The sequence below is a fragment of the Paenibacillus polymyxa M1 genome (assembly GCF_000237325.1).
Classification (GTDB): domain Bacteria; phylum Bacillota; class Bacilli; order Paenibacillales; family Paenibacillaceae; genus Paenibacillus; species Paenibacillus polymyxa_C.
The window spans coordinates 2,430,704-2,447,500 of sequence record NC_017542.1 but is presented as its reverse complement, the minus strand read 5'-3'; the positions used below and the strand labels follow the sequence as shown (position 1 = coordinate 2,447,500).

At 46.1% G+C, this 16,797-nt stretch carries 10 protein-coding genes (1 of these 10 running past the window's edge); all 10 read right to left on the bottom strand.

Features of this window, described 5'->3' with window-relative positions; genetic code table 11:
- A protein-coding gene (locus PPM_RS11115) for an S-layer homology domain-containing protein (RefSeq protein WP_014599705.1) crosses the window boundary here: on the bottom strand, nt 1–3,669 show its 5' portion. Its footprint begins 921 nt before the window's first position; the window shows 3,669 of its 4,590 coding nt (coding positions 1–3,669); its start codon is at nt 3,667–3,669; the stop codon falls past the left edge of the window.
- A 26-nt stretch (nt 3,670–3,695) separates the two neighbouring features.
- Nucleotides 3,696–7,463, bottom strand: coding sequence for an S-layer homology domain-containing protein (locus PPM_RS11110; protein ID WP_014599704.1), 3,768 nt, complete (start codon nt 7,461–7,463; stop codon nt 3,696–3,698).
- Nucleotides 7,464–8,072: 609 nt separating this feature from the next.
- Nucleotides 8,073–8,318, bottom strand: a complete 246-nt coding sequence (locus PPM_RS11105) for a type B 50S ribosomal protein L31 (RefSeq protein WP_013310118.1) — start codon at nt 8,316–8,318, stop codon at nt 8,073–8,075.
- A 509-nt stretch (nt 8,319–8,827) separates the two neighbouring features.
- Nucleotides 8,828–8,977, bottom strand: a complete 150-nt coding sequence (rpmG, locus tag PPM_RS11100) for a 50S ribosomal protein L33 (RefSeq protein ID WP_013370941.1) — start codon at nt 8,975–8,977, stop codon at nt 8,828–8,830.
- Nucleotides 8,978–9,046: 69 nt separating this feature from the next.
- Nucleotides 9,047–9,616, bottom strand: coding sequence for a hypothetical protein (locus PPM_RS11095; protein ID WP_013370940.1), 570 nt, complete (start codon nt 9,614–9,616; stop codon nt 9,047–9,049).
- Between the two features lie 85 nt (nt 9,617–9,701).
- Nucleotides 9,702–11,078, bottom strand: a complete 1,377-nt coding sequence (locus PPM_RS11090; RefSeq protein WP_014599703.1) for an MFS transporter — start codon at nt 11,076–11,078, stop codon at nt 9,702–9,704.
- A 91-nt stretch (nt 11,079–11,169) separates the two neighbouring features.
- Complete coding sequence (locus PPM_RS11085; protein ID WP_013370938.1) at nt 11,170–11,637, bottom strand: MarR family winged helix-turn-helix transcriptional regulator; 468 nt, start codon at nt 11,635–11,637, stop codon at nt 11,170–11,172.
- Nucleotides 11,638–11,847: 210 nt separating this feature from the next.
- On the bottom strand, nt 11,848–14,877 hold the full coding sequence (locus PPM_RS11080) for a hypothetical protein (RefSeq protein WP_013370937.1): 3,030 nt from the start codon (nt 14,875–14,877) through the stop codon (nt 11,848–11,850).
- Nucleotides 14,874–16,139, bottom strand: coding sequence for a TRAFAC clade GTPase domain-containing protein (locus PPM_RS11075; protein ID WP_013370936.1), 1,266 nt, complete (start codon nt 16,137–16,139; stop codon nt 14,874–14,876). The genes PPM_RS11080 and PPM_RS11075 overlap by 4 nt, the downstream gene beginning before the upstream one ends.
- Before the next feature lie 16 nt (nt 16,140–16,155).
- Nucleotides 16,156–16,797, bottom strand: coding sequence for a hypothetical protein (locus PPM_RS11070; RefSeq protein WP_013370935.1), 642 nt, complete (start codon nt 16,795–16,797; stop codon nt 16,156–16,158).

Here is a 16,797-nt window from a genome sequence, read left to right as displayed (position 1 = left end):
AAACGTCAGGGCATCCCCGTCAGCATCACTGAACAATTGGGATAGGTCGTAGCTTCTTGCATTGGTAACTCCTGCAGTCAACACTTGTTCATAAATGGCAGCTTCTACTTGAGGGCGTTGATTTGAAGATGGATTAGACGAACCGGATGACTGGACATTGACCTGGAAGGTAGTTGAAGTTTCCCCTCCGCGACCATCCGTAGCCTTGATTTCTATGCTTGTCGTCCCTGCACTTAGTGCCTGAATTTTCAATTGGTCTCCAGTGATTTCCGCCGAAGCAACAGACGGAACGAAAGAGGTTGCCTTAAAGGTCAACGTATCTCCATCAGGATCTGTAAAAACGGAATCTAAATCGAGTGAGTAAACCGCATCACCTACAGTAAGCGACTGGTCGGCAGGTTTAGTTTCTACTGGATTTTGATTCTGTGGAGGTCCAGCTGTGACGGTGGTTTTGAAAGTTTCGATTACTTCCCCTCCACGGCCATCTGTTGCTTTGATCGATACTAATGTGCTTCCGATCATTAATGGTGTAAGAGTAAGCATATCCCCATAAACGGCAGCAGTCACAACAGTCGGCTCAGAAACGCTATGAACATCGTAGGTTAAAACATCGTTATCAGGACTGGAGAAGAAATCATTTAAGGACAATTGAATATCGCCTGTATTTATTTCTTTCATCTGATCCGGAATCCCTGTGGAAATCGGGGATTCATTGACGCTAACATCAAAATTAGTAGCAACTTCGCCCCCACGGCCATCTTCTGCTTTAAGCGTAATCGTTGCTGTTCCTGGGGAAACTGCATGGACTGTGGCTATGTTTCCGTTAACGGATATAGCAGCGACTAACGAATCCGAAGATTCTGCAGAAACGTCCACAGAGTCGCCATCGGGATCGTGGAATACCGAAGATAAATCCAGGGTATAATCTGAATTACCTAAAATCAGTGTCTGATTACCCGGCTGCTGATCTATAACCGGATTTTGGTTAGGTACAGCGGTTACTTCCATTTGAAACGACCGGCTTGTGCTGCCTCCATGACCATCGGATGCCTTAACGGATACTGATGTGCTGCCAATCTTTAACGGTGTAATGGAAAGCGTGTCCCCATTGAGCACTGCAGTTGCAACCGAAGAATCGGAAATATCAATGCTGTATGACAACGAATCCTTCTCATGGTCGGTAAAGAAGTCGTTTAAAGATAATTGAATGTCACCTGAATTGATTTGTTTCGTTTGATCCGGAATTCCCATGGATGCCGGAGGTTCATTAACAGTAATATCATTAACAGTAATATCAAAATTGGTTTTAACCTCGCCTCCAAGGCCATTAGCCGCTTTTAGCTGGATGCTTGCTGTTCCTGAGGAAACCGCGTGAACCGTAGTTTGGTTTCCGTTAACGGAGACCGTCGCAATGGAAGGATCCGAGGATTCTGCCGAGATGGTCAGTGGGTTGCTGTTCGAATCAAGGAACACCGGGGATAAATCCAGAATGTAGTCCGCATCACCCACAGTGAGCGTTTGGTTGCCTGGCTTCTGATTTACAACCGGATTTTGATTAGGTCCCGCACTTACCACTAATTGAAACGACTGGTTTGCGCTGCCTCCCCGACCATCGGACGCCTTGACAGTAACTTGGGCATGTCCTACAACTGCCGGAGTTAATACCAATTGATCACCCATCAGGGTAAAGGTAGCGATGGAAGGATCATCGATCGCTACCTCATAGGTCATGAGATCATTTTCAGAATCCGTAAAAAACGATCCTAATGATAAGATTACGTCGCCGCTTCCCAACTGTTCGCTTTGATCGGGGATACCCAATGAAACAGGAGATTCATTGACACGGACCTTGAAATTCGTTCCCGCTTTTTTCCCAGACTGGTCATCTGCAGCGATCGTAATGGTCGCAGTCCCTTTGCCAACAGCCTTGATAAACAGTTTTGTCCCCTCTACTCGGACTGTACTGATTTTTGTACTAGACGACACTGCCGTATATTTGAGCTCGGACTGCTCCTCGTCCGTAAAATGACCAAGCAAGTCAATTTGAAGTTCAGAATCGCCCACCGTTACGGCTTGATCGTCATATTTGGTTACTAACTTCGGTGCTGTATTGGTCACAACCGTAGAGCGCGAGCTACCGGAAGAGCTACTGGAAGAAGTTGTAGTGACTCCTGATACCGTCGAAGAGGACACACCTGGTGCAAATGAAGTATTCGTGACTTGGCTGGAGGAGCTTACAATAATATTTGCTTCAGAGTTATTTACTTGTAAATTTGAAATGGTTCCAGCTACCTCCAGACTGACCGAGGAGGAACTGCTCACCACCAATGTATTAATGGAGGCCTGGCCTGTCAGAGCTACGGGCTGATCACTGTTGACTGACAATTGCTGAATAGTCCCCTGCAACTCTACCTGCTGGGCACCGGTAAGAACATTCAACTGCTGTATCGATGAGGATGAATCATTTTCAAGCGTTGCATTGGAAGTCAACGTCATCTGATCCACCGTCGAACTTCCTTGAATGACTACATGGACATCCTGTTTGGATACCTCGACATCCTGCAGCCCAGATGTGTCAAACAATACGGTGTTTTGGTCACCGCCCTGAATATAAGTTTTTCCTTGTACCGTAAATTTAGAGGCATAGAAATCATGTGCAAGGCTTGATGTAACTGTAAAACTATTTTTGACGTTCAAATTCATAACCGAAATGTAATCACCGTCAATGGATAGATCTCCGTCAATCGAGGAGTTATGACCATCTAATACAAGATTGCCGCTGAATTCGGAAGCTTGCCCTATCGGGGCTTGCCCGCTCGCATGGATGACCAGTTTGGTGATCGATTCAATGGTCCGCTGTGATGCTACAAATTGAATATCTGCTCCTTTAAGAATCTCCTGGTTAGAGGTTTGCAGGATTCCTTTAACTGAATCCGAGAGTTTATATTCAATCCCGTTAATCCAGGCCTTTCCATCCTCTACTTTTTGGAGTTGGACTACGTGGTCTTTAGGGAAAAAGGTAGACATCATATACTGAGCTATATCTTGACGTTGAACAGACGATTTAGGTTTGAAACCAGACTGAACCGTCTTCATGGAGCCCGACTGTAAAGCCGTATTAACATATGGCCGTGCCCACGGGCTGACCCGATTCCAATCAGTAAGTTTAGCAGACTCCGTGGCGTCAGCTGTAATAGGAAGCCCGGCGGCCCGCATAAGCAGAACTGCCGCCTCCTCCCTGGTTACTACCGCTTTAGGCCTGAATTTGGAGCCATCGTCTCCATTCATGAGTCCTGCACGGTGTACAGCCTCAATATAAGGACTCGACCAACTTTTCGCGTCTACATCCGAGAAGCTGCTGCTTGATACTTTAGAAATAGAGAGTTGCAGAGCTTGAGTCAATAGAACCGCCATTTCTTGACGAGTCAACAAATCCGTTGGCCGATAAGATCCGGATGGGTCGCCATGCAGAAGTCCAGCTTCAATGGCTTGCAGGATGCTTGTCTTTTGCTCTGAAGTAATATTATTGATGTCTTTAAAAGGCAGGCTCGCCAGAGCTACTCCGTTTGACGCATCACTGGCAGCAGATGCAATCGTCTGCAAAGCCGTTGGAGCAACAAGTGCAGCCAAGGCTAATGTAATCAGCCATTTATTGGGCTTAGAACTCATGATGTTCCCTCTATTCTTTTTATTCATTACGGTGCCTCACTGTTAAAGATACCGATATTATCCGTATAATCGATACCTTCATCAAACCATTCACTCGCCTCGTAGTGGCCTGCATTTCCATGGGTAACATCGGATTGTCTAGCTATAGTGGTATGAGGCTGAAACACGGCCGTATCAATCAACTGATTATCGTAATAGAGCGATAAAGTGACAGGTGTTGAATCGTCGTTATAAAATCCCATATCCATGAAGTAATCTACATGTGCATCACCAAAATACATGGTATCTCCTATCACAAAAGTAGCTCCACCTGGAATAGAAGCACCAGCGTTTTGACTTATTTCGATCGAATTTCCACTATCACTGCGTTCAATTCTAATTTTCGAAGCATCCAATTCCTCAGAACCCGCATTATAAAGCTCAATAATCTGCATCATAGGGTCGCCCTCCCCCCATGCCAACTCAGAGAAGAAAAGTCCTCTTTTTTCTCCAACAGTGACTTGGAAGATCGTTTGAACGGTTCCCCCCTTCCCATCATCTGCGGTGGCTGTGACTGTAGCACTCCCGACTGCAAGCGGAGTAATACTCAGTTGATCGCCTGTAACGGAAACCGTTGCTACGCTAGGGTCCGATGAACCAGCGGAATACGTTAGCAAGTCCAAATCTTCATCTGCAAAAGTTGAAGCAAGTCCAATAGTTGTGTCCATAGCACCCGCTTCTGTAGAAATATCATTTATCGTGCTTTGAACAACAGGTGCGTGATTAACAGCAGGTAAAGGAGTCAGCGTTAGAGTGAAATTCGTATCCACCGTGCCGCCTTTACCGTCGTTCGCCGTTACTGTAATCATGGCGGTGCCTGCGTTCACTGGCGTAATTTTCAGGTCGCTTCCGTTTACCGCTACTGTCGCTATCCCCGCATCCGTCGAGGTTGCGGTAAAGGTCAGTGCGTCGCTATCTTCATCTGCGAACACACCTGCAAGACTCACCGTCTTGATGCCGTCTGCAACTCCTGTCGTCACGTTGCTGATCGACGTTTCCACCGTCGGTGCATGGTTTACAGCTTCGGGGATCACTGGTGTGATTCTCACGTTGAACTGTGTATCCACCGTGCCGCCTTTACCGTCATTTGCCGTTACCGTAATCGTGGTCGTACCCGCGTTCACTGGTTTAATTTTCAGGTCACTTCCGTTTACCGCTACTATCACCACGCCCGTATCTGTCGAGGTTGCCGTGTATGTCAGTGCGTCGCTGTCTTCATCTGCGAACACACCTGCAAGGCTCACCGTCTTGATGCCATCTGCGACTCCAGTCGTCACATTGCTGATCGACGTTTCTACTATCGGTGCATGATTCACGGCTTCCGGGATCATCGGCGTGATCGTCACGTTGAACTGCGTATCCACCGTACCGCCATTGCCGTCATCTGCCGTTACCGTAATCGTGGCCGCACCCGCGTTCACTGGCGTAATTTTCAAGTCGCTTCCGTTTACCGCTACTGTCGCCACGCCTGCATTCGTCGAGGTTGCCGTGTATGTCAGCACATCGCTGTCTTCATCTGCAAACACACCTGCAAGACTCACCGTCTTGATGCCGTCTGCAACTCCTGCCGTTGCATTGCTGATCGACGTTTCCACCGTCGGTGCATGGTTTACGGCTTCCGGGATCACCGGCGTGATCGTCACGTTGAACTGTGTATGCACCATGCCGCCTTTACCGTCATTTGTCGTTACCGTAATCGTGGCCACACCCGCGTTCACTGGCGTAATTTTCAGGTCACCTCCGTTTACGGCTACTGTCGCCACGCCTGCATTCGTCGAGGTTGCCGTGTATGTCAGCGCATCGCTGTCTTCATCTGCGAACACACCTGCAAGACTCACCGTCTTGATGCCGTCTGCAACTCCTGTCGTCACGTTGCTGATCGACGTTTCCACCGTCGGTGCATGGTTCACAACTTCCGGGATCACTGGCGTGATTGTCACGTTGAACTGTGTATCCACCGTGCCGCCTTTACCGTCATTTGCCGTTACCGTAATCGTGGTCGTACCCGCGTTCACTGGTGTAATTTTCAAGTCGCTTCCGTTTACCGCTACTGTCGCCACCCCTGCATTCGTCGAGGTTGCCGTGTATGTCAGCACATCGCTGTCTTCATTTGCAAACACACCTGCAAGACTCACCGTCTTGATGCCGTCTGCAACTCCTGCCGTTACATTGCTGATCGACGTTTCCACCGTCGGTGCATGGTTCACAGCTTCCGGGATCACCGGCGTGATCGTCACGTTGAACTGGCTATTTATGGTCCCGCCCTTGCCGTCGTTCGCCGTAACCGTGATCTTGGTTGTTCCTGCGCTCACTGGTGTGAGAATCAGCTGACTTCCATTCACCGATACCGTCGCTACGTTCGTGACCGAAGATTCCGCTGTGTAAGTCAGAGTGTCTCCGTCAACATCGGTAAAGCTATTTGCCAGATTAATCTTTTTAGGCTCATCTGCTGTACTTAACGTAATATCTGTAAACCCGGTAGTAACGCCTGGCGCATGGTTAGTCACTGAATTTGTTGAAGTTCCACCTCCAGATGAAAATGTCACGCTACTCGATGTAACTGTAGTCGTTTTTTGAACCGTCCCGTCAGCGGACTGAATTTGTCCAATCTGCTTTTGTACTTCGTTGTAATTTTGGATAACTTGTGAAACAGAAATATCTTTAGGTAGCTTAATCGTTTCAACTTTAAAATTCGGGTTCAATGTCACTTTAGCGTTTGCGTTGGCAACTTTTAGCTCCCCAATTGTCCCTGTTCCTTTAATAGAAATATCACTGCCGGAATTCACAGTAAGATGGTTTACGTTGCCATTCAGCTGGATATTAGAGACACCGTTTTTAAGCTCAATTATTCCTTTGGTATCCCCTTTAATCTGAACACCATCACCCGAAATTCGAAGCAGGCTGCTTTCCGGTAGACCATTGGTGTTTAACACAACATCTTTTTGCACGATCTCCAATTGTTGTAGCCCGTCCACATTACGATTGCGCGAATTAAACTTTAATATAGCTCCCTTTAACGCATCTTTATTGGAGTTTCCGATCAACTCTTTCAACTTTCCTTCTATTAAATAGGGAACATTATCAATTGTTACAATATCTCCATCAACGCTATTGATCGTAGCCGTTTGCTCTTGAGTTTTGAAAATATCCAGCAGGAAAGGAGCAATATCCTCCCTTTTTACTTCACCTGTGGGATTGAGCCTGCTGTCATGAATGTCAATTAAACCCAAACGAAGTGCCTTATCTACCGCTCCAGCCGCCCATTGGCTTACCGAGGACTGATCTTTAGGCAAAATACTTGATCCGCCCTCTGCATTAACCCCTCCGACTGCACGAACAAACACAGCTGCCAGCTCTTCACGCGTAACAGAATCGTTCGGACGGAAGTTTCCTAATCCATCCCCGGATAGAAGCCCGGCTTTTTGTGCGGCTTCTATATATGGCGCAGCAAATTGTTTGCTTTGCACATCTTTAAAAGTAGAAGAACTTGAAATAGGGTCCAATTTTAAAGCTCTGACCAATAATACTGCGAGCTCCTGGCGAGTTAATGTTGCTGCAGGGCGAAAAGTTCCTTGAGGATCTCCCGATAAAAGCCCCTGGCGTACAGCTTCTTGGATGGCCACCATTTTATCATTCGTCACATAGGATATATCTGAAAACGAATTATTGGCAGGCGTTGCAGCGTGAGCAGAAGTACCAAACGTCGCCTGAAGAGCAACAAGAGCGGCTGCCCACTTAAGTGAATAAACCTTCAATGGTTGTACCTCCTAATTTACTTTTAAGTAAAACGACCCTATTCAATCTTCGAAATGTTTCTACCTAATTCAAAGTTAATAAAGCCTATTCACTGAATTTATCGATAAATAATGCGTTTATATTATTTTTTTATTCCTATATTTGTCGAAAATAAGTGATTTATGTCGTTTCGATTAATATATACGAAAGCTCTGAACCAATTCTGAACAAAATCTTATATAATTGATGCTGGTTGCACTAAGTCCCCAACTATATTCTTCAAATAACTCATTTCCGCGAGTGATTTATCCGGATCTTCCCTTAACCATAATACTTGTTCTATAAAAAAATAATCGCAGGCTAGAAACCTGCGATTATTTTTAAGTTAAGACAGCCTCATGCGAAGTATGGAGTTACGTTTTAAAATGATCAGTTTGCCAAGATTAGTATTGTCGACTATTGTACAGCTTCATTAAGCATAAAAAAGCAGCAACTTCACGGATCGTTCCGGAGAAGCTGCTGCTTTCGTGTTCTTATTGGGCTTTGGCTGTATCAAGTAATCGTAGATAACAAAAAAGCTATGTTTACGAATTATTGATATAATCCGTAAACATAGCTCTCCACGAGTCTTACTTAAGGTTGTATTTTTTGTTAAAGCGATCCACACGTCCACCAATATCCACGTTTCTTTGTTTACCAGTGAAGAACGGATGTGAAGCGGAGCTAGTATCTACACGGATAACTGGGTAAGTGTTGCCATCTTCCCATTCCATCGTTTCTTGCGAATATTTAGTAGAAGCACTCAGGAAAGTGAATCCACAGCTTGGGTCCAAAAAGATGACTTTGTTCAATGTTGGATGAATATCTTTTTTCATTTGTTTCACCTAATCTTTCATGTAGTTTTAGTTTCAATCTTCAAACGTACTGACGCAATGCTCCATCAGTTGGCAAAAGGAACGGTTATGTCTCAGAAAAAAAGACGACAGATCATAACGGTTGTGCTCAAGGTCGTAAACGACAAGCAAACGATGCCGTAAATATTGCATCGCCCATTACACGAACGCTCCGTATCTTTCGTCAGCCTTCATCGTTATATAAGCATATTGTGAATGGTCCTCCGGCTCGTCCCGCATGCTGACATCAGCATAGGAAAACTCGGTGACCACGTGCTTTCGATTCAAAAGGCAAAGCGTGCCACTGTAGCTCAGCATCCATCATACAACCATGAAAAGAAGCCGTTCTCTTAGGTGCTAGCTTTAACTTTGGACGCTCTGTCCACTGGACTAATTCAAGTTTTCGCCGGTTCCATAACGCAGGCTTTTTGCAAACTTACAGGCTTCGCTCAGGAAGAGATCATTCAGGTTGCTATGCAGCAAACCACAAATTATCTAGTTTCACGATGAATCGTGTACTTTTTCAAACGCGGAGAGTATTTTCTCATTTCAATACGCTCCGGATGATTTCTTTTGTTCTTGGTTGTTGTATAGTTGCGATCACCGGATTCGGTGCATGCCAAGGTAACAATAACGCGCATTTATTCTTCCTCCTCAATTGGAATACATGGTATACAATTACAATAGTAATTTTTACGATTAGTTCTATTCTATAATTCATGCTCCTCTTTGTCAACCTTAGAGTCGCGGTTTGTTGCTTCTTTTACTGTGTTCCAGCGATTACGGTACTGTACTAGCTTGGGATGAAGTTCCAATGGCTCACTCGAAAGCAGCAACCTGACGTTTCTAATCCATTCTCCAAAGGATGCATAGGAAGCGCACAAATTAGCAGTCTCAGGACTCATATACAAAAAAAGCGGAGTTGCATACTTTTCCGCCAAAAAACGAATGGTTGCTTCAATTGGCGTATACTTTTTTCGCTTACCTTCCCAGTTCTCAATCACAACAGCACTCAAAGCCTGCTCTCGCTGCCACTCTCCCAGCTCGTCGACCCGCTTATAATACGAGCGTACTGGCTGCTTCCACATTCTTCTGACCGTTTCTTCATGTAGCGGATACAGCACCAGCTTTGTAAAAGACAGTGCAGCCCCCGTTTCGGCAAAAAGCTCCAGCTCACTAGCTGTAGTCTGCTCAAACGTATCATAGTAGACCATAGTCCCTTTGTGCGTTTCGATTGGCGGTTCATAACCATAGGGTACATATTGAAGGTTTCTTGTCATGCTGGGCACTCCGTCCTTCCATAGAAAATTTCTCCTTCTATATTATACCCTTGTTATGGCATGAGCTTACATAAAATGTTTATCCTTATTCGACAGCAGGTGTATTACCGCGCGGACCCCGCCGGAACTGCAATGCGTGAAGCCCCATCGTCACAAGCGCAATCAGCGCAAGCACCGTAAATATATTGCTGAAATTGAACACTTGGACATTAGATACGACCGGATTCAAATGAAAGGACGACGAACTATCTAACGTTTTGCCCAAAATACTTGTTGTCATCGCCCCGGCAATGAAATTCAACAGAGATAACAGCCCCATTCCAACACCAATCTGATCTTTCGACAAAGTACGAGAAATCGTGTTGGACATGGCAATCTGCATAAAGGTCTGACCTACATTTCCGAAAATAAGCAAAAACAAAATCAGATACGGAGATGCACCTACAAATGTAGACAAGCTGATAAAGCAGATAAACAATAGCGATACGGCTGTATAAACTAGAACTGAATTTCCTTTGCTATCGGCCAAACGCCCCCCTTTTTTTCCTAATAGAGCAGACGCAATAGCAGCGGGAAACATAATCAGTCCAATCGTAGCTGGTGTAAGCTGGTTGAGACTATTCAAAAACTGTGGCGCCAAGTACGGCAATCCAAAGCTAATCCCCGTCCCTAAAAAAGCGATAAGAAGCCCATATGAATATTGCTTGTTACGGAACAGCTTCGGCTGGATGAACGGATCGTGGGCAGTATGAATGCGCCATATAAACAGTCCAAATAAAACCACACCGATCAGAAAAAACATCATATTGGCTTGTGAAATGGAAAGCAACAAGCAGGCCACTGTTCCACCCAGCAATAATCCGCCAAGAAAATCGAACTTCTGATCCTTTCCTCGCTGATCGTCCAGGTATTTGCGAAAGAACGGCAAAGCGATCAGTGGCAGCATGGAAATGACGAACAAAAAACGCCAGCTCGCAAAGCCTGTAATCAAACCGGAAATAATGGGAGCCAGCGCAGTACCTAATGCTAAGCCGATTGCTGTGACGCCTAAAGCTCGCCCTCTTTTTTCAGCTGAGAAATAGCGAACGGGAACAATCATAGCGGTTGCCGGAATAACAGCAGCCCCCGTGGCCTGAAGCAAACGGGCTACAATTAACATCCAAAATTGATTGGCCAACAGTCCAATAAGCGAACCTAGTGCAAAAAATATAATCCCAAATGTCAGCAAATCTTTGAGACGATACTTATCTGCAAGCTTGCCGTAGGTCACCGAGCCAACTGCATACACGATCATATAACCCGTCAGTAGCCAGCTTACATCGGAGGCACTAATATGAAATTCCTCCCGAATCACAGGCATAACAACATTAAACATAAAAGCGTTCATCACTGAAAAAACAAGTGTGAAGGCCAAAACACGCATAAGCTTATCCGCATTGGGATAAGTTTGTTCTTTTATCATTTGGTTTCTCCCTCTCCTGTAAACATCTTATCTAGGTGACATTTTATAGCTCATAGATTCCTCAGCCGGGCAAACTTTTCTAATTATCCGCTCAAACGCAAGCATTCGCAGGACGGTAATCGTGAAGAATTTTTTTGAGCAAACCACGCAGCGCCTCCGACTCTCCGACAGATAACGTTTTGCCTACGGAGCTTTTAATTTGCTCAATGGTACGTTCGGCTACCTTGTGAATCTCCAAGCCTTCCTCGGTCAAATAAATCTGCTTCATTCGTGCATCTTCCGGATGACTTTGGCGTACTGCCCAGTTTTTCTTAACGATCCCGTTTACCAGGCTGGTAACACTTGATTTATCAATAAGCAATAGCTTTTCCAACTCCGTATTGGTGACTCCAGGCGACATCGCCAGTATATAGAGCGTCTGCGATTGTGGGGAGGTAAGCCCCAAAGGGCGCAGTGCTGTTTCAATCTCACGCCGGACGGTGGTGAAAATCCATTTAATTAAGTACATCGTGCTCTCTTCTTCCCAAGGAAGACAAACGGGATACACCTCACTTCCCATTTCACTGCTAACCTCCTTATCCATCGAATTTTAATAGTTTGAATTCCAACTAATTTTAATCAGCTGCCTATTTGGTGTCAATACCTTCGTAAAATGATCGTCTACTAAATACAGTCAGTTTCAGAATCACGAATACATTATATGTATAAATTTATACATATAAAAAGACAGGTTCCAAAAAGAACCCGTCTTTTTACTGTCTATAGTTGCTTAGTTCGCAGCTTTCACTTGAACCAGCGGATAATCTTTTCCATCCACAGTAACCGTGCTAGCATCATTTAGCTCTAGCCGTTGCCAAATAGTCAACAGCGTACGATAAGGATACTTGTCGAGATCATATTCCGTTGTCCCTGTACCATCATCGGACGTGCTGGTGATGGTTTGATCGGTTGCTATACCGCTACCCTCAGTTGATATCTTTGAAGTCGCGCCTCCGGCTGTGTTGTCTGTCACTGCTCCAGTCTGATCAGCGCTTTTTCCGCTGGATGTACCGCTCAGATCTGTAGAACCACTTCCTGTGGATTCTCCGGCACCTGTCTTGCTTTTGGTGGTAGCGCCCTCAGTGTTAACGTCACCGGACGAACCATTGTTAGCTTTACTGGCTGCTCTCTTATCGTTCTGTTCAGTAAGCGTAAAATTTTCGTATGAGTGCTCCTGTTGATCCGCACCGACAATGACGAGTTTTTTAGGCTTAAATTCTGCCTGCTCTGCCGATGTTTGAAACGCAAACAACAGCTTGACCATTTTCGTAGTGGACTTGGTGTTAGGTACATGTGTCACTATTGCAGCAGGCTCCTCTTTTACCGGCACTGTAGGCTCTACTGGCTGTTGTACAGGCTTTGGAGCAGCGGCAGGCGTTGGTGTGTCAACAGATCCAATGATCCCGGTTGCTTTCAGACCGCCTAATGTTCCTGCAATAACGATTAATACGATCCCGGAAATCACCCCGCCTTTGCGGAAACGACGAAGCGTTTTGACCAAAGGCGTGTCTGTCTCACGCTTTGCTGCCTGATAGAAATTTTTAAAAACAGGCTTAGCTGGTTCAAAATATTGACGCCATAGCGTCTTTTTATGCAGGCCCTCTCGTCCTTCCTTTTGGAAGAATAAAAGCAACGCACGCCGGTAGGCTGGTTCAAAACCACCACGTGGAGTAGCAAACTCAGCGTGTTCCTCCGACCAGCGGATAAAGCGGTACATCGTATCGTTATCCTTTGCCCATTTGCGGATCGAACTGACCAGGCGGGCAAAATCCAGTATTCCTTCGCCAGTACCATCAGAACGATAGAAAGCTGGCAACAGACGGGCAAAATGGCCTTCTGCAAGCTGCTGGGGCAGCCAACCGTAAGCCCAATCCTGCACCTTTTCTACTTCGCTTGGCTCCAGACCGTCTAGCACCGATGGTTCCGGGTCCTCCGTGTTAAACCAATCATAAGCCGCAATCAATCGCACTGCTTGTCCCTTGAGAGGAACAGGCAACTTTCCAACCCACTGCACCAAATCGGGCCGTGTAAAAAAGGGAATCTGTACGACCTGATCAGGTGATATTTCTTTTAGCTCTACTTCAGTGAGTAAATATCGATCCGATGCTTCCCGTAAGCGCTCTGTTAATCCGGATTGCTGCAGCGGGGACAGTGTGCCCACGGCAGAACTACTGTCCCATTGACGGAAGCGTTGGTGAATGGCAGCCACAGCCTCTACCGGCTTTCTCTCGGCACGCAGCTTGCCCATCAATGCAGATTCGGCCAAAAGCTGAAAATCGGCATTCGCTGACACTTCGATATACCGACTGCCCCATTCATGCACCACAGCCAATAGACCCTTTACATCAGGCGTTCTTTTCATCTGACTGTCCATGTAGGGAATGAACAGCATTTTCGTGAGTGCCGGATTACCCAGTACTTTCGTAAAATAGACCTTGCCTAATGACGGATTCTCTTCAATCGTATGATAAATATACGTGACTGCTTCCGTATTTCTGGCAGTATAAGCGTTGTTTAGCGAACGGATTAAATACTCCACCAGCCGATTTTCGCTACTGCGTGCATGAACTTTATAATAGTCCTTGAAGCAATCAACCAGCCCTACATCTGGAATGTGTCCATCCTTCACCCGATCAAACTCATGATCAAAAAAGGACAGAAATAGATCATTCAGCCGCATTTTACGTGGCAGCGCATCGGATGGCGATAAATAATCAGTCAAGCTTCGTAACACAGTGATTCGCTGCTCGTTGTATAATGACCGCTCTCCCTGCTCAATTCTGTACAGCGTAATGAGCTCATGATAGCTGGAAGGCGTTAGTTCACGCCCTGCCTCCATGCCTGTCAGCATTTGCTCGGCAAATTTGAGAAAATCGTCTGGAGCCTCGCCATTCAGTAGCGTACGGACAATCCAGTCAAAATACGGCTGTTTCGCCTGCTCTGTATCCACATTCAGTATTCGACTATTGTTAGAGAGGTCAAATACAAAGTCCTTTTCTACATTCCGATCACCGGGACGCAAGCTGAATGGCTCAACAAACATTAAGTGAATGCCTTTTCTGCTGTTCGGTTCCTGCGCATATGTAAGAAATCCGAGTCTGTTGCGAAATGCATAAGGCAATGCCGCATACAACACACCCAGTAGCTGTTTGGCTGAAGATGCTACCGCTTCTGCTGGAACATTCAGCGCTACATATACCTTTTTGCGACCCGCAGCTGACATCATTACAGCGTATAAAAGCTGCTTGAACACTTCTTCGCTCAGCTGCAATTGAGCCAGTACTGCAGACGGGTCAACAGCGGGAAATACACTACCACCTGGTAGACGCTCTAATTCCGGTAATTCCGTTCCCTGCTCAATATCATAGGTATCGGCAAACGAAGTGTTCAGCCACTGCTTATAATCAGACGGAGATTCACCATGTCCAGCCGGAATCACATAGTTATGCGTAAAAAAGGCGCTCCGAAGCCCAGTGAAATCCGCTGCTTTATAAATACTGCGTCCGAGCACAACACCCCCGGATTCTGTCCGTACCAGATGTAAAGCTTCGGGATAGACACTCTCCTGCTTCTCGCCACGCGCTGTCAAAGCCGCAGGCGCATCATACACACATAAAGGATGCAACACCTTTTTAATAAATGAAGCATCCAACCCTTTGGAATTAGCTACTGTATCGAAGCCTTCCGTAGAACGGAAAATACCGCGCCGTTCCCGTGTATACATTTGCTGCTGTATCATATGAGAGGTAGATAAACTCAATGTGATTCTCTCCCCTCAATGTACTTCAACTTATAGAGCAGCCAGATGAATGGCTCATCTACACGGATCGGACTAACCAACCCTTGCAGCTTTTGGTCCACTGGATTGCTACCTAGAGCAGAAACTGCGAAATAGGCTGTATCTGTAAAATATACATCCATTGTGCCCTTGAACGGCTTATCCACCTTCTCGATAAAGCGCCGAACTTCGCCATCAATGTTCGCGAACTCATCCAAATCCATGTATTTGCGATGTTCCATTGGATTAAAAATATTGCTGTTTGTCTTGATATATGTGCCTTCTTCATCTGCCAGCGCAGTAAGCATGTCGCTTTTGGTCAGGACCACAGCGGTCGGAATGTCCGTCTTGCCTTTTTCCTGGTATGCAATAAAGTCACCGAACATCGTAAGTACGACATCACGCGGTTCATCATATTGCGAGACCCATTCACCAGGCTTATCGCCAAGATTAATCTTAATACGTTCCCGGATAGAACGGATTTGCAGTGGATCGACCATAAAAAGAATACCCGCAGAATTTTTAATATGCTGTCCATGAAGTCCCAGATAGTCCTGATCGACCATACCCTCACCAGCTACATCAAAAAATACCAATGTCAGTGGTGGCTTTTCCTCATCCTTAAATACAAACTGGAAAATAAAAGGCTCCTGCATCTTTTCTTTTTGTGTCGATGTAAGCAGATCGCCTCGTTCAAACAGTGGTTCCTCATACATCGTGCGGAACTTGCGGCTGATCTCTGCATTAAGCGGCATGCAAGCTGCATCAAAATGATCGGCCGTCACATGCTGCAGCGTGTGAATCAGAGAGGTCATAAATACAGATTTTCCCGCCTGCGAAGCTCCAATAATCGAAATGATATTACTCGGCACCTTGCCTGCGGTCACAGGCAGCTCGTTATGGCAGTGTGGGCACAGTCGGTGACGTGTCAGCTCACCGTAACGGTCCGTCAGACCTGTCAACACATGATCTGAATACAAGCGATGTTCCTCAGGTACATCATAGGGATGAAGAATTGCCTCCATATCATGTACACTATCCAAGCCAAAACGCTCCCGATATTTGTTCAACAGTTCATCTTCACCCAAAGCGTAATCCTCATCATCTTCACGGTGATGGGAAGCACGGAATACCACTTCTTCTGGGGAAAATTTACTAAAGCAATAAGGGCACACAATATCATAGAATAACGGCCGCGGTTCGGCCTGTGGCTTTCTTCTGAATAAATTGCTAAGAAAACTCATCGGTTGTGGCCTCCTTTCATTCAGGAACTAATTCATATATCGTGCCATACTTCTGACCGTCCGTAAAAAACAGCCGCACATACTCATCTCCCCCCACTTCAATAGCGGGTAAAACATTCCGTCCTGCAGCAAAGGGTGCCGTGAACGGATACAAGGTGCCATCGTCCCGGTCAACCGGATAGCCGCCACGCTTCTTTACGTAGCAAAGCGCCTCCTGCGGAACAGGAACTTCGGCTGTCACCTGAATCTGGACTGTTTTGCGGCTGCGAAACCAGCTTTTTTTATGGTGAACCGCATATTTAATTTTGGCTCTACCCGTGCTCAACTCCAGTTGGTTGGTTCCGTCTGGCTGACGGATTACAAAGGTGTCACCCTCCTCCCGAACAGCCGGATACACGGTATACCGCACACGTCCAATGCCTTCAATCCGGTCACGATAGCTGCCAGCGGCCTTATATTCCTCTCGTGTAAAAAGCTTCAGGTCAGAAGTCGGCGTTTCATTCTGCCCGTTCGCACCTGCATCGGCTGATTGTTTGGCAATATAGACTACGGCTACACCTTCAGGCCACTGCCAGCGTAACACTACCCGGTTGTCGTCAATTTTGTGGCTCAGCTCCGAAATCACAGGATCACCGGGCTGTGCATCCCTATACTGCAT